The sequence below is a fragment of the Xinfangfangia pollutisoli genome (assembly GCF_020179405.1).
GTDB classification, from domain to species: Bacteria; Pseudomonadota; Alphaproteobacteria; order Rhodobacterales; family Rhodobacteraceae; genus Pseudogemmobacter; species Pseudogemmobacter pollutisoli.
Genome location: NZ_JAICBZ010000009.1, coordinates 30,195 through 54,596, shown reverse-complemented (window position 1 = coordinate 54,596; position 24,402 = coordinate 30,195). Strand labels below are relative to the sequence as shown.

Sequence of the window (24,402 nt, the reverse complement as noted above, 5' to 3'; positions counted from 1 at the left end):
TCCTCTCGCGACGGCCCCCAATGCTTTCAACGGCTTGGGCTTCGGCTCAGACCAGATCGGGCGGCAGCGCGGCCTTGGCGAATTCGGCCACCGCGGCCTCGATCGTCATGGTCTCGGTCCGGGTCTCGCCCAGGCGGCGCACCGACACGGTGCGCTCTTCCACTTCCTTCATCCCCACGGCCAGGATCACCGGCACCTTGGCGACGGAATGTTCGCGCACTTTGTAGTTGATCTTCTCGTTGCGGATATCGGCCTCGGCCCGGACGCCCACCTTCTTCAGCGCCGCGACCACTTCGGCCACGAAAGGATCGGCATCCGAGACGATGCTGGCCACCACAACCTGCCGCGGCGCCAGCCAGAACGGCAGTTTGCCGGCATGGTTCTCGATCATCATGCCGATGAAACGCTCGAACGACCCCAGCACGGCGCGGTGCAGCATGAAGGGCCGGTGCTTGGCGCCATCCTCGCCGATATAGGCCGCATCCAGCCGCTCGGGCAGGTTCGGGTCCAGCTGCAAGGTGCCGCACTGCCAGTCGCGGCCGATCGCGTCGGTCAGCACGAATTCCAGCTTCGGCGCATAGAAGGCGCCCTCGCCCGGGAAGATCGTATAGCTGTAGCCGGCCGCGGTCACCGCATTGGCCAAAGCGGTTTCCATCTTGTCCCAGATCTCATCCGAGCCCACGCGCTTTTCCGGCCGGGTCGACAGCTTGATCCGCCATTTGTCGAAGCCCAGTTCGGCATAGATCCGCGACAGGAATTCGATGAACTTCTTCGATTCCGCCTCGACCTGCTCCAGCGTGCAGAAGATATGCGCGTCGTCCTGGGTAAAGCCGCGCACCCGCATGATGCCATGCAAGGCGCCACTGGGTTCATAGCGCGCGCAGCTGCCGAATTCGGCGATGCGCAAGGGCAGGTCGCGATAGCTTTTGATGCCCTGGTTGAAGATCTGCACATGGCAGGGGCAGTTCATCGGCTTCAGCGCGTTGATGACCTTTTCCCGCGCGCCTTCCTCGTCCACTTCGACGATGAACATGTTCTCGCGGTAGTTTTCCCAATGGCCCGAGGCTTCCCAGAGCTTGCGGTTCACGACCTGCGGCGTGTTGACCTCGACATAGCCGTCCTCGCGCTGGCGGCGGCGCATATAGTCTTGCAGCGTGGTGTAGATCGTCCAGCCATTCGGATGCCAGAACACCTGGCCCGGCGCTTCCTCCTGCATATGGAACAGGTCCATCTCGCGGCCTAGCTTGCGGTGGTCGCGCTTGGCGGCTTCCTCAAGCATGTGAAGATGCGCCTTCAGGTCGTCGCGGTTCTTGAAGGCCAGGCCGTAGATGCGCTGCAGCATCGGGCGCGAGGCATCGCCCAGCCAATAGGCGCCCGCGACATGGGTCAGCTTGAACCCGTCGGCCGGCACCTGGCCCGTATGCTGGAAATGCGGCCCCCGGCACAGATCCTGCCAGTCGCCATGCCAGTACATGCGAATGTCTTCGCCTTCGGGGATCCGGTCCAGCAGTTCCAGCTTGAAGGGTTCGCCCTTGCCGCGGTAATATTCCACCGCGGCGTCGCGCGACCAGACCTCGGTCCGCACCGGCTCGCGCGCGTTGATGATCTTCTTCATCTGCGCTTCGATGGCGCCCAGATCTTCCGGCGTGAAGGGCTCGGCCCGGTCGAAATCGTAGAACCAGCCGTAGTCGCGCACCGGGCCGATCGTCACCTTGGTGTCGGGCCACAGCTCTTGTACGGCGCGGGCCATGATATGGGCGCAGTCATGGCGGATCAGCTCAAGCGCCGGGCCGTCATCCTTCAGCGTGTTCAGGCTGATATTGGCGTCTGCGGTGATCGGCCATTGCAGATCCCAATGCTTGCCGTTCAGCTGGGCCGAGATCGCGGCCTTGGCCAGCGAGGGCGCGATGCTCTGCGCCACTTCGGCGGCGGTCACCCCGGCCGGGTAATCGCGCTTGTTGCCATCGGGGAAGGTGAGGGAGATTTGGGCCATGGCCTGATCCTCGTCGTTCTGGCGCCTACGAAACGCCCGGTTGCGGGTTATATGGGGCGCCTGATTGCCCCCGGGCCCGGGCGTCGTCAAGCCCCCGCCTTGCCGTGATCGGGCGGAACTGGCAGTTTCGCCGCAGCAGGACAGGAGGCCCCCATGCGTGCATTCGCCGAGATCCTCGCCATCGCCGCCGCCCGCAAGGGCAGCGCCGAGGCTGTTCTGGCCGGCGCCGCGCCGGTCAAATCGGCGGCCGAACTGGCCGCCATCCCCGACGACCGCTGGCTGGCGCAGATGGCCAAGGGCATTTTCCAGGCCGGCATCAGTTGGTCGGTGGTCGAGGCGAAATGGCCCGGCATCGAAGCGGCCTTCCACGGCTTCGCGCCCGGCCGCGTCGCCCTGATCGAGGGGGACGAGTTGGACGCGCTGCTGTCGGACCCGCGCGTGATCCGCTCGGGCGCGAAGATCGTGGCGATCCGCGACAATGGCGTCGAACTGGCCGCCAACCCCGGCCTTGGCCGCCGCGTGGCCGATTGGCCCGCCAGCGATTTCGCGGGCCTTCTGGCCGATCTGAATGCGCGCTTCAGCCGGTTGGGTGGCAATACCGGCGCCTATATGCTGCGGTTCATGGGCAAGGAGGGGTTCTTGCTGTCGCGCGACGTGGTGGCGCGGCTGCAAGAGGAAGGGGTGATCGCGGGCCCCGCCACCTCGGCCAAGGCGCTGAAGGCGGTGCAGGCGGCCTTCAACGCCTGGCAGGCGGAATCGGGCCTGACGCTGACCCAGATCAGCCGGGTTCTGGCGCAGTCGATCGACGCGGGCTAGGCTTGCCCCCGACAGGAGACCGCAATGCCCGACCATCTGACCACGCCCACCGGCCGCCGCCTGGCCTATGAACAGACCACCGGCAAAGGCCCCGGCATCGTGTTTCTGGGCGGGTTCAATTCCGACATGCAGGGCTCGAAGGCCAGCTACCTGCACGATTGGGCCCGCGCCCAGGGCCGCGCCTTCCTGCGCTTCGACTATTCCGGCCATGGCCAATCCTCGGGCGCCTTTGAAGACGGCTGCATCGGCGACTGGGCCGAAGATGCCCGCGCCGCGATTGAAACGCTGACGACGGGGCCGCAGGTGCTGGTCGGCTCGTCCATGGGCGGCTGGATCTCGCTGCTGATGACGCGCCAGATCCCCGACCGCATCGCCGGTCTGGTCACGATCGCCGCGGCGCCGGATTTCACCCTGCGGACCTGGCGCGACGAATTGACCGAGGCGCAGCGGCACGAGGTGGAAGCCACCGGCCGCACGCATCTGCCTTCAGACTATGGCGCGCCCTATCTGTTCACCAGGCGCCTGTTCGAGGATGGCGCCCGGCAGCAGGTGCTGACCGCGCCGCTGCCCCTGCCCTTCCCGGTGCGGCTGCTGCAGGGCACGGCCGATCGCGACGTGCTGCCCGAGGTGGCGCTGACGCTTCTCGACCATGCGACCGGCCCCGATCTTCGGCTGACCCTGGTCAAGGGCGCCGATCACCGCTTCTCGACCCCCGACTGTCTGGCGCTGATCGCCGCGGCGGTGGACGACGTGCTGGGGCGGGTCTGAGATGCGGCGGATCGGGGCGCGGATCGCGGCGGCGCTGCTGGCGCTGGCCGCGGTGCTGGCGCTGATCTGGGCGCTGGCGCCGCAAGACCGGGTGGATCGCGAGATCAGCTTCGACCCGGCGCGGCTGGGCGCGGATCTGGACCAGTATCTGGCACGCGAAGAAGCGCGCTTTCCCGACATCACCCCCGGCACGCAGAAGCGCATCCTCTGGGCCGGCGCGCCGGGTGTGCAGACGCCGCTGGCAGTGGTCTATCTGCATGGCTTCTCGGCCACCGGCCAGGAAATCCGCCCCGTCCCCGACGAGGTGGCAAAGGCGCTGGGGGCCAATCTGTTCTTCACCCGGCTGGCCGGCCATGGCCGCGGGCCGGATGCGATGGCCGAACCCGAGGCCGGCGACTGGATCGAGGACACGGCCGAGGCGCTGGCGATCGGGCGGCGGCTGGGGCAGCGGGTGCTGGTGATTTCCACCTCGACCGGAGGCACGCTGGCGGCAATCGCCGCGACCGACCCGCTTCTGAACCCGGATCTGGCCGGAATCGTCATGGTCTCGCCGAATTTCGGCCTGCGGCTGAGGGGCGCCTTCCTTCTGGACCTGCCCTTCGCGCGGGTCTGGGCGCCCTGGATCGCCGGCGACACGCTGGGCGTCGACACGGGCAATGCCGAGCGCGCGCGCTATTGGACGACGCGCTACCCTTCGGTCGCGGCCTTCCCGATGGCGGCGCTGCTGCGCGAGGCGCGGGGGCTGGATTACACCCGGGCGAAAATGCCGCTTCTGGTGATCTATGCGCCCGAGGATCAGGTGATCGACCCGGCGGCGATCTGGCCCGTCACCCAGGCCTGGGGCGGCAAGGTGCGGATCGAGCCCCGCCAGATGCAGGCCGGCGACGATCCGATGCGCCATGTGATCGCCGGCGACATCCTGTCGCCCGGCCAGACCGAAGCGGTGGTGGATCTGATCCTGGACTGGGCCAAGGGCTGGGCTCAGGACTGAAAAAGGGGCGCCGTGGCGCCCCTGCCCTTACGCCCTAGTTCGAGGCCGCCAGCTTGATCGGCGCTTTCTTCTGCGGACGCGGCGCGCCGGCATTGGCGTCGATGAAGCTTAGCACCAGCGGGCGGATGTTCAGCCGCCAGCTCTTGCCGGCGAAGATGCCGTAATGGCCCGCGCCCGGCTCCAGATGGTTGGCCTTCATCGAATCCGGCAGCCCGGTCAGCAGGCGCAGCGCCGCGACGCATTGGCCGGGGGCCGAGATATCGTCATTCGCCCCTTCCACCGTCTTGACCGCGACCTGGGTGATCTTGCCGATATCCACCCGCTTGCCCGCGACGGTGAAGATGTTCTTCGCGATCTCGCCATTCTTGAACAACCGCTCGACGGTCGACAGGTAGAATTCCGCCGTCATGTCCATGACCGCCAGATATTCGTCATAGAAGCGGTTATGCGCGTCGTGATCGCCCGCCTCGCCGCGCGCGACCCGCAGGATCTGCTCGCCAAAGGCCTGGGAATGCCGTTCGGCATTCATCGACATGAAGCCCGCCAGCTGCAGCAAGCCCGGATAGACCAGCCGCCCCGCGCCCTTGTATTTGAAGCCGACACGCTGGATCGCCAGATGTTCCAGCTGCCCCATCGTCACCCGGCGGCCGAAATCGGTGACTTCGGTCGCGGCGGCGTCCGGGTCGATCGGGCCGCCGATCAGCGTCATGGTGCGCGGCTGGGCGGCGGGGTCTTCCTCGGCCAGATAGGCCACGGCGGCCAGCGCCAAAGGCGCGGGCTGACAGACGGCGATCAGATTGGTGTCCGGCCCCATATGGCGCAGGAATTCAACCAGATAGAGCGTGTAATCCTCGACGCAGAACTTGCCCTCGCTGACGGGAATGTCGCGGGCATTGTGCCAGTCGGTCACATAGACCTCGGCATCGGGCAGAAGCGAGGCGACGGTTGACCGCATCAGCGTGGCGTAATGGCCCGACATCGGCGCGACCAGCAGGATCTTGCGCGCCATCGGCGCCCGGCGGCGGACCGAGAAATGGATCAGATTGCCGAAGGGCTTTGCCACCACGGTCTTCACATCGACCAGATGGTCCTGGCCCTCGGGGCCGACGATCGAGCGGATGCCCCAGTCGGGTTTCGTGACCATCCGTGCGAAGCTGCGCTCGGTCACTTCGCCCCAGGCGGCAAGAAGCGGAAGCATCGGATTGGGCGACAGGGCGAAAAGCGGGTACGAGGCCAGCGCGCGGGCCGAGGCGCCCAACCACTCATTGGTGTTGCGGACGCTTTCCATCAGATCGTAGGTCGCCATATACTTCATCGCGTCTCCTTGCCCGGGAGAGGGGCCCCGGCTGTTCCGCCGCATGTCCCCCCGAGGCCGGCGACGCTATGCTGCGTGGCAGCAAGATAGGGGGGAATGAGGATCATGACAACGGGCTCTGATGACGCGGTCCTGCGTCAGGATCGACTGAACACCAATCTGCAGAAGATGGACGACCTGTCCAAGCGCCTGGCCGCCGCCCTGGCCCAGCGCCGCCTGCACGACCCGGCGCTGGATGCCCCCTCGTCCGAGCTGTATATGAAGGCCGCCACCGCCTATCTTGCGGAAATGATGCAGAATCCCGCCCGGGTTCTGGAACATCAGATCGCCTATTGGGGCAAGACGCTGAAGCATTATGTCGAGGCGCAGCAGCTTTTGGCCAAGGGCGAATTGAAGGCGCCCGAGGATCCGAATCCGAAGGATCGGCGCTTTCAGAATCCGCTTTGGGAAACACACCCTTTCTTCAATTTCCTCAAACAACAGTATCAGATGAACTCCGAGGCGATCATGACCGCCGTCGGGGACATGGAACAGCTGCCCCCGGAAGACCGGCGCCGAGTCGAATATTTCACCCGCCAGATCGTCGACATGTTCAGCCCGACGAATTTCCTGGGCACCAATCCCGAAGCGCTGGAAAAGGCGGTCGAAACCGACGGCGCCAGTCTGGTGCAGGGGCTGGAGAATCTGGTCCGCGACATCGAGACCAACAAGGGCGAGCTGATCGTCACCCTGGCCGATACCGAAGCCTTCAAGGTGGGCAGCAACCTGGCCACCACCCCCGGCTCGGTCGTCTACCGCAATCACCTGTTCGAACTGATCCAATACGCGCCCACGACCGAGACGGTGCATCAGACGCCGCTGCTGATCTTCCCGCCCTGGATCAACAAATTCTACATCATGGATCTGAAGCCGCAGAATTCGCTGATCAAGTGGATCGTCGATCAGGGCTTCACGCTGTTCGTGGTGTCCTGGGTCAACCCCGACGCCTCTTATGCCGAGGTGGGCCTGGATGACTATATCCGCGACGGCTATCTGCGCGCCATGGCCGAGACGCGGCGCATCACCGGCGAGAAGCAGATCAACGCCGTGGGCTATTGCATCGCCGGCACCACCCTGTCGCTGACGCTGGCGCATCTGCAGAAGGCGGGCGACCAGACGGTGAAGACCGCTACCTTCTTCACCACCATGACCGATTTCTCGGATGCGGGCGAATTCGGCGCCTTCCTGACCGATGATTTCATCGACGGGCTGGACCGGCAGACCGCGGCGGACGGGATTCTGGACAAGCTGTACATGCAGCGCACCTTCTCGTTCCTGCGATCGAATGACCTGATCTATGGGCCGGCGATCAAAAGCTACATGCTGGGCGAAACGCCGCCGGCTTTCGATCTGCTGTTCTGGAATGGCGACTCGACCAATCTTCCCGCCAAGATGGCCATGCAATACCTGCGCGGCCTGTGTCAGCAGGACAAGCTGGCGCGCGGCGAATTCAAGGTCTTTGACCGGCCGGTCTCGCTGGCGGATGTGAAGGTGCCGCTGTGCGCCATTGCCTGCGAAACCGATCATATCGCCCCCTGGAAGGCCAGTTTCTCGGGGATCCGGCAGATGGGATCGGAAGACAAGACCTTCATCCTGTCGGAATCGGGCCATATCGCCGGAATCATCAACCCGCCCTCCAAGGGCAAATACGGCCATTACACCAATCCCGGCCCGGTGGCCGGCACGCCCGAGGCCTGGCTTGCGGCTGCGTCGAAGACCCCGGGCAGCTGGTGGCCGCGCTGGCGCGACTGGCTGGCGCAGTCTTCGGGGCCGATGGTGCCCGCGCGCGTGCCCGGCAGCACGGGCGCGCCGATCCTGGCCGCCGCGCCCGGCACCTATGTCCTGGGCGCCCCCGCCACGCCCCAGACCTGATTCGCCTTTCCGGCGTTGCGGCGACGGGCCGGCCCCCTGGGGTCGGCCCTTTCGCTGACGGATGGGGGCCTGCCGCCGCCCGACCGGCGCCCCGGGGCCTGTCCGGCAGGCCCGCGGCAAAGGTGCGCCAGCGCGGCGGCGCCCCGGGTCTGGCTGCGGGAAATCAGCCGCCGTCAAGCACTTGGCCGACAGCATTCATTGACGCAGCGTCATTCCACTTCCGGCTGAATGTCATAGCGCTGCAATCGACTCCTGCTAATGCTGCATTGCAGAAATATACTTGAAATGCTGCACTGCAGCATGTATATAGTGCTTAGGAAACAGGCAGACCCTTTCCTCAGGAGAAACCGAAATGACCAAGACCCCCGACTTCACCAAAGTGATGCAAGAGATGATGGCAGCTTTCCCGGTCGACACCGCTGCGTTCCAGAACGCGTTCAAGAACCAGGCCGCTTTCGGCGAGAAATTCGCCAAGGTCGCGCTGGAAGCTGCCGAAAAGTCGACCGAGATCTCGGCCAAATGGGCCAAGGACGCGATCGCCAAGATCGGCGACGTCGCCAAGGCCAAGGCTGACCCGGCCGATTACACCAAGTCGGTGACCGATTTCGCTTCGGCCGCTGCTGAAATGGCCGCCGAAAACATGGCCGCTTTCGCCGAAGTGGCGAAGAAGGTGCAAATGGAAACCGTCGAGCTGATGCTGGCCGCCGGCAAGGACATGTCGGCCGAAGCTTCCGCCGCGGTGCAGAAGGCGACCGCCGAAGTGACGACCGCCGCCAAGAAGGTTGCCTCGGCCGCCAAGTAAGGCGCCCAAGGTCGGCCCCAGGCCGGTAACAAGTAAGATCGCAGGGCGGGCTCATCGAGCCCGCCCTTGCTTTTTGTTCCGCCCAGCCCTTAAGCTTCTCTGCACACGCAAAAGCCGGGGAGGTGCCGCAGCATGGCCGATACGGATAAACCGCTGCTGATCAAGCGCTACGCCAGCCGCCGCCTCTACAACACCGAGACGTCGGATTATGTGACGCTGGAAGACATTGCCGGCTTCATCCGCAAGGGCCGCGAGGTGCAGATCGTCGATCTGAAGACCGGCGACGACCTGACGCGGCAATATCTGCTGCAGATCGTGGCCGAGCATGAATCGAAGGGCGAAAACGTTCTGCCCGTCGATGTGCTGACCGATCTGGTGCGCAGCTATGCCACCGGCATGCAGTCGGTGATGCCGCAGTTCCTGGCCTCAAGCTTCGAGATGCTCAGGAACAGCCAGACCAAGATGATGGAAAACCTGACCACCTTCCCGCTTCCCATGGCCTCGCTGCCGGGGTTCGAGGCGCTGCGCAAGCAGCAGGAGGCTTTCCTGAAATCCATGATGGGCGGTGTGCCGGGCTGGGCCGGGTCGGGCCCGGGGCGCGAGGATGACACGGGCGAAAAGCCCGATGACATCGCCGAGATCAAGCGCCAGCTTGCGGAACTGCAGGCGAAACTGTCGAAGCTCTGACCGCGCGCAGGGGGCGCCGCCATGGCCGAGGCCGAGGGCCGCGTCACGCTTTGGGGGATCGAGATCTTCCTCGCCGCCGCCGAAGAGGGCGCGATCTCTGCTGCGGCGCGGCGGCTGGGGGTCAGCCCCTCGGCCGTCAGTCAGCAATTGTCGGGGCTTGAGACGGCGCTGGGGGCGCCGCTTCTTGACCGCTCGTCGAGGCCGATGCGGATGACGCCCGCGGGCGCCATGTTCCGCCGCCATGCCCAGGTGATGCTGAACGCCGCGCAGGAAGCCCGGGCCGAACTTGCGCGGGCCGATCTGGCGGGGCTGACGACGCTGCGGCTGGGCATGATCGAGGATTTCGAGGCCGATGTGACCCCGCATCTTCTGTCGGATCTGGCGGCCGATCTGAAGGGCTGCCGGTTCCTGCTGGAGACGGGCCCCTCGCACCGGCTGATCGACCAGCTGGAAACCCGGGCGCTGGACGTGGTGGTGACCGCCGACATTCCCGACGACCCTTCGGCCGAGGCCAGCTGGCGCGAAGTGCATCCGATCCTGCGCGAACCCTTTGTCGCGGTGACGCCGCGCGGACGCGCGCCCGAGGATCTGCCGCTGATCCATTACACCGCGCGGCACATGATGGGCCGGCAGATCGGCGCGCATCTGGCCAAGATCGGCCTGCGCCCGGCGGCGCGGTTCGAGCTGGACAGTTACCATGCCATTCTGGCGCTGGTGGCGGCGGGCGGCGGCTGGGCGATCCTGACGCCCCTGGCGCTGCACAAGGCACGGCGCTTCCGCGAGGCGGTCGATGTCCGCCCCCTGCCCTTCGAGCCCTTCGAGCGCAGCCTGTCGCTGTCGGCGCGCGCGGGCGTGCTGCAAGAGATTCCGGGCCAGATCGCCACGCGTCTGCGCCGGCGCATCACCACCGAAGTGGTCACGCCGCTGCGCACCGCCTGGCCCTGGCTGGGCGAGGCGCTGACGGTGTTGTAGCGCGCCCGATTTTTCGACGAAAAATCGGCGCCGCGCCGGTCAGCCCTTCACTTCGACCGCCGCGCCCACCAGGGCCTCGGCGATGAAATCCAGCTCGACCCGCGTCAGCCGCGTCGGCAGCCGCACGTCGCAGGCCCGCATCAGCATCGCCCGCGTCGCCGGCAGCTCGGGCAGATCGCCCAGGAACTGCCAGTTCCAATAGGCCCGCGCATTGCCCTCGCTCAGCCCGAAGACCTGCACCGACACGCCGCGCGCCTTGGTCGCGCGCTGGAAGGCCCGCGCCTCGTCATCCGACCAGTCGCCCGCCAGGTTGAACTGGATCGAGTCGGGCGCGCGCTGTTCCGGGCCCAGGGGCGCCGGCACCTCAAGCCAGGGGCTGGCGTTCAGCCGGTCGGCCACATGGTCATGGTTCGCCCGGCCCTTTTCCACCCGTTCGGCCACCAAGGGCAGCTGCGGGCGGATCACCGCGGCCGACAGGTTCTGCAGGCGCAGATTGTACAGCGGCAGCTTGTTCTGCCAATGCGCGCAGCTGTTGGCCAGACCCGGATGCTTCTTCCAGTTTTCCTCATAGGCGCCCGACATGATGATCGCCCGCGCCGCGACTTCCGGGTCGTCGGTGATCAGGATCCCGCCCTCGCCCGCATTGACCATCTTGTAGCTTTGGAAGCTGAAACAGCCGATCTTGCCGATCGTGCCGATCTTGCGCCCATGCCATTCCGTGCCCAGCGAATGCGCCGCATCCTCGATCACCGGAATGCCGGCCGCATCGGCCAGCGCCATGATCGCATCCATGTCGCTGGTATGGCCGCGCATATGGCTGATCATCACCGCATCCGCGCCCGGCAGCTTGGCGGCGAAATCCGCCATGTCGACGCGGTAATTCGCCCCCACCTCGACCAGAACCGGCACGCAATCGGCATGCACGATCGACGAGGGCACGGCGGCGAAGGTGAAGGCCGGGATCAGCACTTTCGCGCCGCGCGGCAGATCCAGCGCCTTCAGCGACAGGAACAGCGCGGCCGAGCAGGACGACACCGCCAGCGCATAGCGCGCGCCCATCAGCGCCGCGAATTCCGCTTCCAGCAGCGCGACCGGCGCATCCTGCGGCGCGGTGTAGCGAAACAGGTCGCCCGACAGCAGCAGCCGGTCGATCTCGGCGCGCGCGGCGTCGGGGATCGCTTCGGCATCATAGACATTGGGGGCGAGGGTCTGTCCGTCGGGGGCCATGTTTTCAGCTTTCCTGAAACTCCGCTTCAGGTTCTGTGTAAACACGATGGCCGTAACGCGCCAGTGACAAATGTAACAGGCGGCCGGATTCCGCTGTTCCCGGCCGGCTTTGCCACCAGATCTTGGGGGGCCGCGCCCGCGCTATACCGTCAGCGCCGCGCGGGCGGCCAGATGGGCCTGCACCTCGGCCAGTTCGTGCCAGGCGGTGCGCGCCATCGAGCGGAAGGTCAGGATCTCGAATCCGCTCTCGACCCGCAGGATCACCGCCGGCATGTGGTTCAGCCCGGCGCGGATCGCCCGGCCCGGCGGGAAGGCCTGCGCGCGCAGGTCGACCGGCACCAGCCGCGCCAGCACCGCCTCGGCCGCGCTGCACTTCAGCGCCAGCGCCGCCCAGCCATCCGACTGGTCGGTGATCGCCGCCAGCCCGGCCAGGGCCTCGAGCGGCTCGGCCCCGATCAGGAAGGCCTGGTCGCGCCCGGTCCAGACCAGCCGCGCCCCGGCCTTGCCCTGCAGCCACTGCCCCGGCGCCGGAAAGCCCAGATCCAGCGGCTTCAGCGCCTGTTCGGCAGCCTTCGCCTGGCCCGGGAACAGCGCCAGCGACCAGATCGGCCCCAGCGCCAAGGGCGCCAGCACCGCCCCACCGGCCGAGACCGGCTCTTGCCCGTCGAACGGGCCCTTCGCGATCAGCTCAGCCACGCATCCGCCCTCCATCCGGGTCAAGGAAGACCGGGTCCTCGACCGTACACAGCGTGTCGATCCCGCGCAGGTGATCGACCAGCCGGACATGCTGGCCATGGCGCGCGCGGCCATCCTTCAGGAAGGCCAGGCCCAGCCAGGCGCCCAGCGTGGGCGACCAGCAGACCGAGGTGACATAGCCCTCGTCATTCTCGCGCTCGGCCGCGAAGCCGGGCTTGAAAAGATGCGCGCCCGCGGCGATCGGCTGGTCGGATTTCAGCCCGACCAGCTGCTCGCGCTCGGGGCCCAGAAGCCCGGGCCGCTGCGCCGCCGCCTTGCCGATGCAATCCTTCTTCGCGCTGACCATCTTCGCCATGCCGATGTCAAAGGCGGTCACGCGGCCGTGGATCTCGGCATGGGTGATGAAACCCTTCTCGATCCGCAGCACATTCAGCGCCTCCATCCCGTAGGGACCGCCGCCCATGGTTTCGGCCCGGGCCAGCAGGTCGCGGAACAGCGCCTCGCCATAGCGGGCGGGCACCGCGATCTCATAGCCTTCCTCGCCCGAGAACGAGATGCGGAACAGCCGCGCCGCCACGCCCCCGACGGTGGCGGGCGCCACCGACATGAAGGGGAAATCGCCCAGGGGCGCATCCAGGATCGAATCCAGCAGCGCCCGCGCCTTCGGCCCGGCCACGGCGAATTGCGCCCAGGATTCGGTGACCGAGATGAAGCGCAGGTCCCAGCCGGCACAGAAGGCCTGATGGATGAAATCCAGATGCCGCATCACCGGGCCGGCGGCGGCGGTGGTGGTGGTCATCACATAATGGGTCTCGCCCAGCCGCGCCGTGGTGCCATCGTCGAAGACATGGCCGTCTTCGCGCAGCATCAGCCCATAGCGCACCCGCCCCACCGGCAGGGTCGAGAAGGTGTTGGTATAGACCAGGTCCAGGAAGCGCGCGGCATCGCGGCCCTGGATGTCGATCTTGCCCAGGGTCGAGACATCGGCCACGCCCACCGCATTGCGCACCATCGTCACTTCGCGGTCGCAGGCCTCCTTCCAGGTCGTTTCGCCCGGTTTGGGGAAGTAGCTGGGCCGATACCACAGCCCCGCCTCGATCATCGGCGCGTGGCGGTCGCGGCTGGCCTGATCGCTGGTCAGGAAGCGTTGCGGCGCAAAGCCCGCCCCGCGCCCGCCGGCGCCCATCGCGGCGATGGACACTGGCACATAGGGCGGCCGGAAGGTGGTGGTGCCGGTTTCCGGGATGCCGCGGCCCGTCGCATCGGCCAGAACCGCCAGCGCCGAGACATTGGACGTCTTGCCCTGATCCGGGGCCATGCCCTGCGTCGTGTAGCGCTTCATATGCTCGACGCTGGAATAGTTCTCTTGCGCGGCCAGCCGCACATCCTTGGTGGTCACGTCATTGCCGAAGTCCAGCCAGGCGCGGCCCTTGCCGTCAACGGCCCACAGCGCGCGGACCGCATAGGGCGCGTCCTCGGCTTCCGGCAGCGGGGCTGCATCGGCCCTGCGGCCCAAGGCCTGCAGCACCGCTTCGGCCGCAGTCCGGCCGGAAGACAGCGCGCCATGCGTCGACATCGTGCCATTGGCCGCCCCCACGGCGACCAGGCCCGGCACCGCGCCCTCAGACGGCACGAAGGCCGCCAGATCTTCCGACCAGCGCGGCCGGCCGCCCATATGGCAGGTCAGATGCACCGCCGGATTCCAGCCGCCCGACATGGCCAGGCAATCGGTTTCCACCTTGATCTCGGCCCCATCGGCCTGGCGCACGGTGATCTCGTGCAGCCCGTGCCGGCCGCGCGTGCCGCTGACCACGGCGCCGCGATGGACGGGGCAGTCTTCCAGCGCCGAGGCCTCGGGCCGCGGGTCGATGATCGCGGCGACGGTGACGCCGGCGGCGGTCAGGTCGCGGACCAGACCGCGGGCGCTGTCGGTATTGGCGAAGATCGTCACCCGCTTGCCGGGGCTGACGCCGTAGCGGTTCAGATAGGTGCGGACGGCGCCGGCCATCATGATCCCGGGCCGGTCGTTCATCGGGAAGGCGATCGGGCGCTCCAGCGCTCCGGCGGCCAGGATGGCGCGACCGGCGACGATCCGCCAGAAACATTCGCGCGGCAGGTTCGGCCGGCCCTTGCGATGCAGCCCCACCCGTTCCAGCGCGCCATAAGTGCCGCCATCATAGGCGCCGGTCACGGTGGTGCGGGTCATCACCCGGACATTGGGCAGCGCCGCCAGTTCGGCCTGAACCGCTGCCAGCCAATCCGCCGCGGGTTGGCCGCCAATCGTGCCACCATCGGCCAGAAGCCTGCCGCCCAGTGCCGGCGTTTCCTCGGCCAGGATCACATCCGCCCCGGCCCGCGCCGCCGTCAGCGCCGCCATCAGCCCGGCGGGCCCGCCGCCGATCACCAGAAGGTCGCAGAAGGCATAGGCCTTTTCATAGGCCCCTTCGTCATGCTTGCCCGACAACCGCCCCAAGCCCGCCGCCCGGCGGATCATCGGCTCGTACAGCCTTTCCCAGAAGGCGCGCGGCCACATGAAGGTCTTGTAATAGAAGCCGGCCGAGAAAAACGGCGCCAGCAGGTCATTCACCGCCAGAAGATCATACCGCAGGCTGCCCAGCCGGTTCTGGCTGCGCGCCTCCAGCCCGTCGAAGACTTCCTGCACCGTCGCGCGCACATTGGGGGTCTGGTTGGTCGGACCGTGGATTTCCACCAGCGCGTTGGGCTCTTCCGAGCCGGCGGTCAGAATGCCGCGCGGGCGGTGATATTTGAACGACCGCCCGACCAGCCGCACGTCATTGGCCAGAAGCGCCGAGGCCAGCGTGTCGCCCTTGAAGCCCGCATATTCGCGCCCGTCGAAGCGGAAGCGCAAAGGCTTGCTGCGGTCGATCAGCCCCTTGCCATCAATCCTCATGCCTTGCGCTCCGCCACCAGTTCGACCTTGGAAATCGCATGCGTCACCGTGTTGCGGCTGACCAGCAGCCACTGCGCGCAGCCGGCCTCGTGATACCACAGGTCCCTGGTCTCGCCCGCCGGGTTGTCGCGCAGATGCAGATAGCCATCCCAATCGGCCAGAGGCGCCTCGGCCGCGGGGCGGTGCAGGTAATCCTCGGCGCCGTAATAGGTGAATTCGCGCCGGTCACGGTCGCCGCAAAGCGGGCAGGTCAGGCGCATGATGCGGTCTCCATCTGGGCAGGCGTCGCAAGTAAGGGGCGCGGGATCCGGGCCATGATCAATGCAGGTTATGCTGGCTGCCGGTGCCTTCTTCGTCCAGAAGATGGCCGGTCAGGAACCGGTTCAGGGTGAAGCGGCGGGCGACGGCATGGCTTTCGCCGGTGGCCATCAGATGCGCCATGCACCAGCCCGACGCCGGCACCGCCTTGAACCCGCCGTAGTTCCAGCCGCAATCGACGAACAGGCCTTCCACCGGGGTCTTGTCGATGATGGGCGAGCCGTCGGGCGTCATGTCCATGATCCCGCCCCAGCTGCGCAACACGCGCGCCCGGCCGATCATCGGCATCAGCGTCATGCCGGCCTCCATCACATGTTCCACCATCGGCAGATTGCCGCGTTGGGCGTAGCTTGTGTAGAAATCCAGGTCGCCGCCGAAGACGAGCCCGCCCTTGTCGGATTGCGAAATGTAGAAATGCCCCATCCCGAACGAGATGACATGGTCGATGACGGGCTTCAGCCCCTCGGTCACGAAGGCCTGCAGGATGTGGCTTTCGACCGGCAGGCGCATGCCGGCCATGGCCGCGACCTGGCCCGAGCGGCCGGCCACGACCATGCCCACCTTCCCCGCCCGGATCGCGCCGCGCGTGGTTTGCACGCCGGTCACGCGGCCATTCTGAATGTCGATCCCGGTGACTTCGCAATTCTGGATCAGGTCGACCCCGCGCCGGTCGGCGCCGCGGGCATAGCCCCAGGCCACCGCATCATGCCGCGCCGTGCCGCCGCGCGGATGCAACAGGCCGCCATAGATCGGGAAGCGGGTCTGGTCGAAATCCAGATAGGGCAGCATCTCGCGCACGCCGTCGCGATCCAGCAGCACCGCATCGTCGCCCTGGTTGATCATCGCATTGCCGCGGCGCGCGAAAGCATCGCGCTGGCCGTCGGAATGGAACAGGTTGATCAGCCCGCGCTGCGAATGCATCACGTTGTAGTTGAGATCGGCCTCAAGCCCTTCCCACAGTTTCAGGCTGTGGCTGTAGAATTCGGAATTGCCGGGCAGGAAGTAATTCGCGCGCACGATCGTGGTGTTGCGCCCGACATTGCCGCCACCCAGATAGCCCTTCTCCAGCACGGCGATATTGGTCAGCCCGTGGTTCTTGGCCAGGTAATAGGCGGTCGACAGCCCATGCCCGCCGCCGCCGATGATCACCGCATCATATTCGGCCTTGGGGGCAGGGTCGCGCCAGGCGGGCCGCCAACCCTTGTTGCCGAACAGCCCTTCGGTGAAGACCTTCAGGCCCGAATAGCGCATGACCGCCCCCGTCTTTCCGGCCGCGTTTCCGGCACGTCCTTCCGGCCCGAGTGAACCGGCTTTGACCGAGGTTTACAAGCGCAGGGGACAGCCGACCAGCATCTCAGCGACGAAATCCTGTCGCTTCCTGACAATGTGACCGGCTGCCCCCGCCCCGCCGCGCCGGGACCGGCGCCGCTACAGCCCCTTCGAGCGATAGGATTTCGCCACCCGGTCGATTGCCACGATATAGGCGGCGGTGCGCAGATCCTCGACATCGTCGCGGCTGCGCCAGACCTCGCGCATCGACTGATAGGCGGTGCGCATCGTGTCATCCAGGCCCGAGCGCACCAGTTCCAGCTCGTCCGAGCCCTGCAGGAAGCGATCCTTGAAATCCTCGGCCAGCGTCCAGCCCAGCCCCTTGTCCGAGGACAGCCGCTCCAGTTCCTCGACCAGCAGCCGCGAGCGCGCCTCTTCGGCGCGGCGCTGCATCCGGCCAAAGCGGATATGCGACAGGTTCTTGACCCATTCGAAATACGAAACCGTCACGCCGCCCGCATTGGCATACATGTCGGGAATGATCACCGTGCCGCGCTGGCGCAGGATTTCATCGGCACCGAAGGTGATCGGGCCATTGGCCGCCTCGACGATCAGGGGCGCCTTGATCCGTGCGGCATTGCCCTGATGGATCACCCCCTCCATCGCCGCCGGGATCAGGATGTCGCAATCCAGTTCCAGCGCCGCTGCCCCGTCGGGCGTCAGGCCGGTGCCGGGATAGCCCGCCAGCGATCCCTCATGCTGGCTCATCCAGTCGCGCACCGCCTGCACGTCCAGGCCGTTTTCGTCGACCAGCGCCCCGTCGCGTTCGATAATGGCAATGATCCGGCAGTCGTCTTCCTCGGAAAGCAGCTTGGCTGCATGATATCCCACATTGCCCAGGCCCTGCACCACGACCCGCTTTCCGGCCAGACCGGGGGTCAGATGCGCGGCCGCGACATCTTCGGGATGACGGAAGAATTCGCGCAGCGCATATTGCACGCCCCGGCCCGTCGCCTCGACCCGGCCCTTCATCCCGCCCATATGGGTGGGCTTGCCGGTGACGCAGGCCCAGGCGTTGATATCGGTCGTATGCATCCGCGCATATTGGTCGGCGATCCAGGCCATTTCGCGCTCGCCCGTGCCCATGTCGGGCGCCGGCACGTTCTGCGCCGGATGGATCAGGTCGCGCTTGATCAGCTCATAGGCGAAGCGGCGGGTGATCTGTTCCAATTCGTGCGTGTCCCAGGCGCGCGGGTCGATGCACAGCCCGCCCTTCGAGCCGCCGAACGGCGCCTCGACCAGCGCGCATTTGTAGGTCATCAGCGCCGCCAGCGCCTCGACCTCGTCCTGGTTGACCGACATCGCATAGCGGATGCCGCCCTTGACCGGCTCCATATGTTCGGAATGGACCGAGCGGTATCCGGTGAAGGTCTCGATCTTGCCGCGCAGACGCACGCCGAAGCGCACCGTATAGGTCGAATTGCAGACCCGGATCTTCTGTTCCAGCCCGGGGCTGAGATCCATCAGCCGCACCGCGCGATTGAACATCAGATCGACCGATTCCCGGAAACTGGGCTCGTTTGTCGCCAGCATATGCCTTCCTCCCTGCCGAGACGCCCCGGCGCGCGGGCCCGCGTGCCGGTTGCCGAAAGCCAGCCTAGACCGCAGGGCGCCGCGCTGCACGGGAAGTTTGTTCACGACAGGCAGGTAAGCGCCGCACATCTTAACCGAAAATCCGGCAATCTGAGTCCTTGGCGGGGCGCGGCCCGTCCGGGCGCGGTGATTCGCGGCAGGGCGTGCCGGCGGCGTTCCGCGCAGGCGAACAATCCGCACTGCGGCAGAACACCGTTTCCAGGCCATCGAAATGTACCCGGCCCGTCCGCGCCGCGCCACAATTCCGCCTGATCGCGGGGGCTTCCTGCCAGCGGTTCCGGTTGCCCGGTCAAGGGCGGCCCTGGGTACAGGATGGACTAGCCATGGTGACGGATCATTTCGGGCCCCTGCTGCGCGACGCCGCTTGCCGCTTGCGCCGCTTTGCCCGCTCGGAAGCCGGGGTCATGGCGCCGATGGTCCTGATCTTCTTCTTCCTGATGCTGCTTGTGGGCGGGGTCGCGGTCGATGTGATGCGCTTCGAAACCCGCCGCGTCGCGGTGCAGAACACCATGGACCGCGCCACGCTGGCCGCGGCCAGCCTGCGCCAGGAACTGGATCCCGAGGACGTGGTGCATGACTATTTCGCCAAGGCCGGCCTTGGCCAGGAACTGGACTCGGTCCGCGTGACCGAGGGGATGAATTACCGGATCGTGAAGGCCGATGCGACGGTGATCTCGGACAATTACTTCATGTCGATGATGGAAGTGCCCACGCTGCAGGGCGCCAATGTCAGCGAAGCCGAACAGCGCATCACCAATATCGAGATCGCGCTGGTGCTGGACGTGTCGGGTTCGATGTACAATTCCTATTCGCGGATCACCAACCTGAAATCCGCCGCGAAGAACTTCGTCGACAAGGTGCTGACGGGCGATGACGAGAACAAGATCTCGATCGCGATCGTGCCCTATAACGGCCAGGTGAATATCGGCCCCGATCTGTATGCGAAATTCACCAAATCCGGCGCGCACAGCTACCCCAACAGCTATTGCCTGGATCTGCCGACCTCGACCTATTCCTCGACCACCCTGTCACGCATAACCGCCTATCCGCAGACGCCCTTCGGCGACAGCTGGTCGGGCACGACGCAGCAGACCAGCTATCTGGCGATCCAGGCGCCCAGCTTTGACTCGTCGCGCGGGCTTTACGGCAATGTCTGGTGCCAGCCGGTCGCGGCGAATTATGTGCGCCCCTTCGGCAACAACCGCACGACGCTGAAAAGCCAGATCGACGGGTTGGTGGCGATCGGCGCCACCTCGATCGACCTGGGGATGAAATGGGGCACCTTCCTGCTGGACCCCTCGTCGCGCTCGATCAATGCCGAACTGGCGGATGCGGGCAAGGTGGCCAGCTATTTCCGCACCCGCCCCGCGCCCTATGACGATACCGAGACGCTGAAAGTCGTGGTGCTGATGACCGACGGCGAGAATTTCACCCAGGAACGTTTCGGCGACACCTTTCGCGGTGACCCCTCGCCAATCTGGAAAAGCACCAAGGACGGCTATCTGTCGATCTATCATGACAGCAAGGTCGACTATTCCTCTTCGACCACGATTGCAGCAAGCAAGCCCTTCTGGGTGCCGCATCGTGGCACCTGGCAGACCCAGCCCTGGAATGGCACCGCGCCCGGCACGACGGTGAAATATGTCCCGACCGCCAGCTATACCGGCGTCAACCGCCTGACCTGGAATGGCGTCTGGCAGATCGCGCGCACCGATTGGGTGGCCTGGCAGATGTATGCCCGCGCGCTGTGCACCACCTCGTCCTGCCGGAGCTCGACCTATAACAGCTGGGAAACCGCTTTCGCCGATTACACCGATACCGGCACGATGGACACGCGGCTGAACACGGTCTGCAGCACGGCCAAGGCGCAGGGCGTATTGGTCTATGGCATCGCTTTCGAGGCCACGAGCGCGGGGGCCACGGCGATCAAGAACTGCGCTTCGAAACCCTCGTCGAATTTCTTCTTCGACGTGATCGGGGCCGAGCTGGACATTGCCTTCACCCAGATCGCCTCGAACCTGTCGCAGCTGAGGTTGACGCAATGATCGGCGCCCGTCTTCGCCGCTTCGGCCGCCGCCTGGCCCGGGGCTTCCGGCGCGAGGACGGCACGGCGACGATCGAATTCGTCTTTGTCGTGCCGATCGTGCTGACGATCTTCATGGCCTCGATGGAATCGGGCCTGTACATGATCCGCCATGTGATGATGGAACGCGCGCTGGATCTGGTGATGCGCGAATTCCGTCTGGGCCGGCTGGGCACGGTCACGCATGACCAGCTGCGCAACCTGATCTGCGATGCCTCGCCCTATCTTTCCGATTGCCGCTCGGTGCTGAAAGTCTCGCTCGAACCGATCGACACCACGACCTGGAAGATGCCCGCAACGCCGCCCACCTGCGTGGATCGCGGCGGCACGATCGAGAACGAGCCGACCTTCAAAAGCGGCGATGAAAACGAGATCATGGTGGTGCGGATCTGCGCGATCCAGGATCCGATCTTCCCGACCACCGGGCTTGGGCTGGAACTGAAATCCGACAGCCAAGGCGGCTACCAGATGATCGCCGCCACCATCTTTGTGAACGAGCCCAGCTAAGCGCATGAGGGCGAGGAGCCTCCGCATGACCCGTCTGACACAGCGCCTGCGCGACTTCCGGAACCGGGAAGACGGTCTGATTCTGACCGAATTCCTGATCCTGCTGCCGCTGCTGATTTGGACCTTCCTGGCGATGTTCGTCTATTGGGATGCCTTCCGCACCATCAATCAGGCGCAGAAGGCATCTTATGCGATCTCGGACCTGATCTCGCGCCAGAAAGAGGTGGATACGAAGCTGGTCGACGGCATGAGCAATGTCATGCAGTACCTGACCAGCGAATCCGATGTGCAGGTCCGCGTCACCTCGGTGCAGTGGATGCAGGCCGAGAACAAGTATTACGTGCTGTTCTCGCGCTCGCCCGGGGGCAAGATGCCGGCGCTGACCGCGGCCAATGTCTATGCGCTGCGCAAAAGCATTCCCGCCATGTCCGACCGCGACAGCGTGGTCATCGTCGAGACGCTGACCGCCTATCGCCCGGCCTTCGACATCGGCATTCCGGCCAGCACTTTCGACAATTTCGTCGTCACCCGGCCGCGCTATTACCGGCGGATCTGCCTGGTCGGCGGCGGCAGCTGCCCCAGCAATCTGTGACCCGGCGCCGCCGGGGCCCGGGGCGAAGGCTTGCCCTTCCCCGGCCCCGCCCCTAGGGTTGCGGCCGATGTGATCCAGCCCCGTGCGCCCGTGCCCAAACCCCTGCCCCGTCGCCTGTCCCTGTTTGCCGTCGCGGCCTGCGCCGCGCTGACGGGCTGCGACAGCTTTCCCGAAGTTGACCGCGTCGCACCGCCTTTGGCGCCCGCCCCGCCGCCGGCTTTGCTGCCGCTGGATGCGCTGCTGGCGCAGGCTCAGGTGGCCCCGCGCGCCACCGAGGAAACCGCCGAAGCGCTGACCGCCCGCGCCGCCCGGCTGCGCGCCGAGACCGCGGCGCAGCGCTAAGCGCCACCCAAGTTGCAAGGCCCGCGCCGAACGGCTAACAGGCGGGACACATCTCTGCCGAAAGGTTCTTCCATGTCTGCCGCGCCGCTTCGTCTTGGTCTTGCCGGTCTTGGCACTGTGGGCATCGGCGTGGTGAAGATCCTGGACCGCGAAGCCGCGCTGATCGCCGCCCGCGCCGGCCGGCCCGTGACCATCACCGCCGTCTCGGCCCGCGACCGCAGCCGCAACCGCGATGCCGATCTGTCGGGCTTCGCCTGGGAAACCGATCCGGTGGCGCTGGCGCTGCGCGAGGATGTCGATGTCTTCGTCGAGGTGATGGGCGGGTCCGAAGGCGCGGCCAAGGCCGCGACCGAGGCCGCGCTGGCGGCCGGCAAGCCCGTGGTCACCGCGAACAAGGCACTGCTTGCGCATCACGGTCAGGCACTGGCCGAACTGGCCGAGGCCAAGGGCACGACGATCCGCTTCGAAGCCGCCGTCGCGGGCGGCATCCCGGTGATCAAGGCCCTGACCGAAGGTCTGGCCGGCAACCGCATCAAGCGCGTCATGGGCGTGATGAACGGCACCTGCAACTATATCCTGACCCGGATGCAGGCCGCCGGTCTGCCCTATGAGACGGTGTTCGAGGAAGCCCGCCAGCTGGGCTATCTGGAAGCCGACCCCAATCTTGACGTTGGGGGGATCGACGCCGGGCACAAGCTGTCGCTGCTGGCAGCCATCGCCTTCGGCACACGCGTCGCCTTCGATGCGGTCGAGCTGGAAGGGATCGGCAATGTCTCGATCGACGATATCCGGCTCGCCGACGAGATGGGCTACCGGATCAAGCTTCTGGGCGTGGCACAGATGACCGGGCGCGGGCTGGAACAGCGGATGACGCCCTGCCTGGTGCCGACCGACAGCCCCTTCGGCCCCTTGATGGGCGGGACGAACATGGTGGTGCTGGAAGGCGACAGCGTCGGCCAGATCGTGCTGCGCGGCCCCGGCGCAGGCCAGGGCCCGACCGCCAGCGCGGTCATGGGCGATGTGATCGACCTGGCGCGCGGCTTCCATGTGCCGACCTTCGGCCTGCCCGCGGCGCAACTGGCCCAGGCCGTCCCCGCCCTGGCCGCCACGCCCGCGCCCTATTACCTGCGCATGACGCTTCTGGACAAACCCGGCGCCCTGGCCAAGATCGCCACCTGCCTGGGTGAGGCTGGCGTCTCGATCGACCAGATGCGCCAGATCAACCAGAAGGGCGATCAGGATGACGATGCGATCGTGCTGATCGTCACCCACAAGGCCGCGCCCTCGGACATTGCCGATGCGCTGTCGCGCTTTGCCGCCACGGGCGTTCTGGTGGGCGCCCCGGTCGCGATCCGCATCGAAGAGGTCTGAGCCCGCCACCCGGCGCGCAGGCCCGCCCGCCGCCCCCGTCCGGCACAAAGCCGCGGCCCGCCGCCCGATTTCCAGCATCTGCCCGCCGCCGCCCGCGCGGCGCGGCTGCCGTTAGCGTCACCATCCTTGCCGCCCGGCCCCGGCGCCGCTAAGGCTTTGCCGGAACGCCTCTTCAGGGAAAATCAAATGTCCGACCCCGTCGAATTTCACGACCGTCTGTTGTCGCTTGGCCTTGCGCGCGTCTCGGAAGCCGCCGCCCTGGCCTCGGGCTGGCTTGTTGGCCGTGGCGACGAAAAGGCCGCCGATCAGGCCGCCGTCAACGCGATGCGCGACCAGTTGAACCAGCTGGATATTTCCGGCGTCGTGGTGATCGGCGAGGGCGAGCGCGACGAGGCGCCGATGCTGTATATCGGCGAGGAAGTCGGCACCGGCAAAGGCCCGGCGGTGGACATTGCGCTCGATCCGCTGGAAGGCACCACGCTGACCGCCAAGGACATGCCCAATGCCCTGACCGTGATCGCCATGGCGCCGCGCGGCTCGCTTCTGCATGCGCCCGACGTCTATATGGAAAAGCTGGCGATCGGCCCGGGCTACCGCCCCGGCACCGTCACCATGACCATGACCCCGTCCGAGCGCGTCTCGGCCCTGGCCGCGGCCAAGGGGGTTTCGACCGAGGACATCACCGTCTGCGTGCTGGAACGCCCCCGCCACGAGGCGCTGATCGCCGAGATCCGCTCGACCGGCGCCGCGATCCGGCTGATCACCGATGGCGACGTGGCGGGCGTGATGCATTGCGCCGAGCCGGAAGTGACCGGCATCGACATGTACATGGGCTCGGGCGGCGCCCCCGAGGGCGTTCTGGCCGCGGCGGCGATGAAATGCATGGGCGGGCAGTTCTTCGGCAAGCTTCTGTTCCGCAACGATGACGAACGCGCCCGTGCCAGCAAGGCCGGCATCGTCAATTTCGACCGCGTCTATACCCGCGACGATCTGGTGCGCTCGGACGTGATCTTCGCCGCGACCGGGGTCACCAATGGCTCGCTGGTCCATGGGATCAAGCGCGAGCCGGGCTGGGTCACCACCGAGACGCTGCTGATGCGCTCGAAGACCGGCTCGGTGCGGCGGATGATCTACCGCAGCCCCGCCGCGCAATCGCGGACCTAAGCCGGGAAGGCCCG

General features: G+C 66.5%; 21 protein-coding genes. 13 read left to right on the top strand and 8 right to left on the bottom strand.

Annotation, left to right across the window (positions count from 1 at the left end; genetic code table 11):
- Positions 1-46 precede the first annotated feature (46 nt).
- Positions 47-1,993, bottom strand: a complete 1,947-nt coding sequence (gene thrS / locus K1Y73_RS05460; protein ID WP_225027040.1) for a threonine--tRNA ligase — start codon at positions 1,991-1,993, stop codon at positions 47-49.
- Between the two features lie 153 nt (positions 1,994-2,146).
- Here thrS and K1Y73_RS05455 point away from each other — a divergent pair, with 153 nt between their 5' ends.
- From K1Y73_RS05455 to K1Y73_RS05445, 3 genes are read left to right on the top strand one after another with little or no spacing between them, the layout of a single operon-like run.
- Positions 2,147-2,809 carry a DNA-3-methyladenine glycosylase I gene (locus K1Y73_RS05455; RefSeq protein WP_225027039.1) on the top strand — a complete coding sequence of 221 codons (663 nt, stop codon included), beginning with the start codon at positions 2,147-2,149 and terminating at the stop codon, positions 2,807-2,809.
- A 24-nt stretch (positions 2,810-2,833) separates the two neighbouring features.
- A complete protein-coding gene (locus K1Y73_RS05450; RefSeq protein WP_225027037.1) occupies positions 2,834-3,577 on the top strand; it encodes an alpha/beta fold hydrolase in 744 nt (247 codons plus the stop codon).
- Position 3,578: 1 nt separating this feature from the next.
- Complete coding sequence (locus K1Y73_RS05445) at positions 3,579-4,568, top strand: alpha/beta hydrolase (protein ID WP_225027036.1); 990 nt, start codon at positions 3,579-3,581, stop codon at positions 4,566-4,568.
- Between the two features lie 34 nt (positions 4,569-4,602).
- On the opposite strand, the gene phaZ is transcribed toward K1Y73_RS05445, so the two are convergent.
- Positions 4,603-5,883 (bottom strand): polyhydroxyalkanoate depolymerase, encoded by a 1,281-nt coding sequence (phaZ, locus tag K1Y73_RS05440; protein ID WP_225027035.1) that lies wholly within the window; start codon positions 5,881-5,883, stop codon positions 4,603-4,605.
- 105 nt (positions 5,884-5,988) lie between these two features.
- Between phaZ and K1Y73_RS05435 the strand changes: the two genes are divergently transcribed.
- The 4 genes from K1Y73_RS05435 to K1Y73_RS05420 all read left to right on the top strand — a co-directional run bounded on the left by K1Y73_RS05435 (position 5,989) and on the right by K1Y73_RS05420 (position 10,255).
- Positions 5,989-7,794, top strand: coding sequence for a PHA/PHB synthase family protein (locus tag K1Y73_RS05435; protein WP_225027034.1), 1,806 nt, complete (start codon positions 5,989-5,991; stop codon positions 7,792-7,794).
- A 352-nt stretch (positions 7,795-8,146) separates the two neighbouring features.
- Positions 8,147-8,596 (top strand): Phasin, encoded by a 450-nt coding sequence (locus K1Y73_RS05430; protein ID WP_225027033.1) that lies wholly within the window; start codon positions 8,147-8,149, stop codon positions 8,594-8,596.
- Between the two features lie 132 nt (positions 8,597-8,728).
- Positions 8,729-9,283 carry a polyhydroxyalkanoate synthesis repressor PhaR gene (gene phaR, locus K1Y73_RS05425; protein WP_225027032.1) on the top strand — a complete coding sequence of 185 codons (555 nt, stop codon included), beginning with the start codon at positions 8,729-8,731 and terminating at the stop codon, positions 9,281-9,283.
- A gap of 21 nt (positions 9,284-9,304) precedes the next feature.
- On the top strand, positions 9,305-10,255 hold the full coding sequence (locus tag K1Y73_RS05420; RefSeq protein WP_225027030.1) for a LysR family transcriptional regulator: 951 nt from the start codon (positions 9,305-9,307) through the stop codon (positions 10,253-10,255).
- 39 nt (positions 10,256-10,294) lie between these two features.
- On the opposite strand, the gene K1Y73_RS05415 is transcribed toward K1Y73_RS05420, so the two are convergent.
- From K1Y73_RS05415 to K1Y73_RS05390, 6 genes are all read right to left on the bottom strand, one after another.
- On the bottom strand, positions 10,295-11,482 hold the full coding sequence (locus K1Y73_RS05415; protein WP_225027028.1) for a DegT/DnrJ/EryC1/StrS family aminotransferase: 1,188 nt from the start codon (positions 11,480-11,482) through the stop codon (positions 10,295-10,297).
- A gap of 141 nt (positions 11,483-11,623) precedes the next feature.
- Positions 11,624-12,178, bottom strand: a complete 555-nt coding sequence (locus K1Y73_RS05410) for a sarcosine oxidase subunit gamma (protein WP_225027027.1) — start codon at positions 12,176-12,178, stop codon at positions 11,624-11,626.
- Positions 12,171-15,089 carry a sarcosine oxidase subunit alpha family protein gene (locus K1Y73_RS05405; RefSeq protein ID WP_225027026.1) on the bottom strand — a complete coding sequence of 973 codons (2,919 nt, stop codon included), beginning with the start codon at positions 15,087-15,089 and terminating at the stop codon, positions 12,171-12,173. Before K1Y73_RS05405 ends, K1Y73_RS05410 begins: the two co-directional genes overlap by 8 nt.
- A complete protein-coding gene (locus K1Y73_RS05400; RefSeq protein WP_225027024.1) occupies positions 15,086-15,349 on the bottom strand; it encodes a sarcosine oxidase subunit delta in 264 nt (87 codons plus the stop codon). The genes K1Y73_RS05405 and K1Y73_RS05400 overlap by 4 nt, the downstream gene beginning before the upstream one ends.
- Positions 15,350-15,407: 58 nt before the next feature.
- Positions 15,408-16,658 carry a sarcosine oxidase subunit beta family protein gene (locus K1Y73_RS05395; RefSeq protein WP_225027022.1) on the bottom strand — a complete coding sequence of 417 codons (1,251 nt, stop codon included), beginning with the start codon at positions 16,656-16,658 and terminating at the stop codon, positions 15,408-15,410.
- Between the two features lie 177 nt (positions 16,659-16,835).
- Complete coding sequence (locus tag K1Y73_RS05390) at positions 16,836-18,269, bottom strand: Glu/Leu/Phe/Val family dehydrogenase (RefSeq protein WP_404819062.1); 1,434 nt, start codon at positions 18,267-18,269, stop codon at positions 16,836-16,838.
- 383 nt (positions 18,270-18,652) lie between these two features.
- Between K1Y73_RS05390 and K1Y73_RS05385 the strand changes: the two genes are divergently transcribed.
- The 6 genes from K1Y73_RS05385 to glpX all read left to right on the top strand — a co-directional run bounded on the left by K1Y73_RS05385 (position 18,653) and on the right by glpX (position 24,388).
- Positions 18,653-20,374: a Tad domain-containing protein gene (locus tag K1Y73_RS05385; RefSeq protein WP_225027020.1), complete on the top strand. Its 1,722-nt coding sequence runs from the start codon at positions 18,653-18,655 to the stop codon at positions 20,372-20,374.
- Positions 20,371-20,919 carry a TadE/TadG family type IV pilus assembly protein gene (locus K1Y73_RS05380; protein ID WP_225027019.1) on the top strand — a complete coding sequence of 183 codons (549 nt, stop codon included), beginning with the start codon at positions 20,371-20,373 and terminating at the stop codon, positions 20,917-20,919. The genes K1Y73_RS05385 and K1Y73_RS05380 overlap by 4 nt, the downstream gene beginning before the upstream one ends.
- 25 nt (positions 20,920-20,944) lie before the next feature.
- Complete coding sequence (locus K1Y73_RS05375) at positions 20,945-21,511, top strand: TadE/TadG family type IV pilus assembly protein (protein ID WP_225027018.1); 567 nt, start codon at positions 20,945-20,947, stop codon at positions 21,509-21,511.
- A 69-nt stretch (positions 21,512-21,580) separates the two neighbouring features.
- Complete coding sequence (locus K1Y73_RS05370) at positions 21,581-21,853, top strand: hypothetical protein (protein WP_225027017.1); 273 nt, start codon at positions 21,581-21,583, stop codon at positions 21,851-21,853.
- Between the two features lie 72 nt (positions 21,854-21,925).
- Complete coding sequence (locus tag K1Y73_RS05365; RefSeq protein ID WP_225027016.1) at positions 21,926-23,224, top strand: homoserine dehydrogenase; 1,299 nt, start codon at positions 21,926-21,928, stop codon at positions 23,222-23,224.
- Positions 23,225-23,410: 186 nt separating this feature from the next.
- The gene (gene glpX / locus K1Y73_RS05360; RefSeq protein ID WP_225027015.1) at positions 23,411-24,388 is read left to right on the top strand and encodes a class II fructose-bisphosphatase; all 978 of its coding nucleotides are present in this window, start codon (positions 23,411-23,413) and stop codon (positions 24,386-24,388) included.
- Positions 24,389-24,402 lie beyond the last annotated feature (14 nt).

Coding starts and splice junctions, on each gene's coding strand:
- K1Y73_RS05445 (WP_225027036.1), top strand. CDS start 3,579: ATGCGGCGGATCGGGGCGCGGATCGCGGCGGCGCTGCTGGCGCTGGCC.
- K1Y73_RS05390 (WP_404819062.1), bottom strand. CDS start 18,269: ATGCTGGCGACAAACGAGCCCAGTTTCCGGGAATCGGTCGATCTGATG.
- K1Y73_RS05365 (WP_225027016.1), top strand. CDS start 21,926: ATGTCTGCCGCGCCGCTTCGTCTTGGTCTTGCCGGTCTTGGCACTGTG.
- K1Y73_RS05435 (WP_225027034.1), top strand. CDS start 5,989: ATGACAACGGGCTCTGATGACGCGGTCCTGCGTCAGGATCGACTGAAC.
- K1Y73_RS05420 (WP_225027030.1), top strand. CDS start 9,305: ATGGCCGAGGCCGAGGGCCGCGTCACGCTTTGGGGGATCGAGATCTTC.
- K1Y73_RS05430 (WP_225027033.1), top strand. CDS start 8,147: ATGACCAAGACCCCCGACTTCACCAAAGTGATGCAAGAGATGATGGCA.
- glpX (WP_225027015.1), top strand. CDS start 23,411: ATGTCCGACCCCGTCGAATTTCACGACCGTCTGTTGTCGCTTGGCCTT.
- K1Y73_RS05375 (WP_225027018.1), top strand. CDS start 20,945: ATGACCCGTCTGACACAGCGCCTGCGCGACTTCCGGAACCGGGAAGAC.
- K1Y73_RS05395 (WP_225027022.1), bottom strand. CDS start 16,658: ATGCGCTATTCGGGCCTGAAGGTCTTCACCGAAGGGCTGTTCGGCAAC.
- phaZ (WP_225027035.1), bottom strand. CDS start 5,883: ATGAAGTATATGGCGACCTACGATCTGATGGAAAGCGTCCGCAACACC.
- K1Y73_RS05415 (WP_225027028.1), bottom strand. CDS start 11,482: ATGGCCCCCGACGGACAGACCCTCGCCCCCAATGTCTATGATGCCGAA.
- thrS (WP_225027040.1), bottom strand. CDS start 1,993: ATGGCCCAAATCTCCCTCACCTTCCCCGATGGCAACAAGCGCGATTAC.
- K1Y73_RS05400 (WP_225027024.1), bottom strand. CDS start 15,349: ATGCGCCTGACCTGCCCGCTTTGCGGCGACCGTGACCGGCGCGAATTC.
- K1Y73_RS05385 (WP_225027020.1), top strand. CDS start 18,653: ATGGTGACGGATCATTTCGGGCCCCTGCTGCGCGACGCCGCTTGCCGC.
- K1Y73_RS05380 (WP_225027019.1), top strand. CDS start 20,371: ATGATCGGCGCCCGTCTTCGCCGCTTCGGCCGCCGCCTGGCCCGGGGC.
- K1Y73_RS05455 (WP_225027039.1), top strand. CDS start 2,147: ATGCGTGCATTCGCCGAGATCCTCGCCATCGCCGCCGCCCGCAAGGGC.
- K1Y73_RS05405 (WP_225027026.1), bottom strand. CDS start 15,089: ATGAGGATTGATGGCAAGGGGCTGATCGACCGCAGCAAGCCTTTGCGC.
- K1Y73_RS05450 (WP_225027037.1), top strand. CDS start 2,834: ATGCCCGACCATCTGACCACGCCCACCGGCCGCCGCCTGGCCTATGAA.
- phaR (WP_225027032.1), top strand. CDS start 8,729: ATGGCCGATACGGATAAACCGCTGCTGATCAAGCGCTACGCCAGCCGC.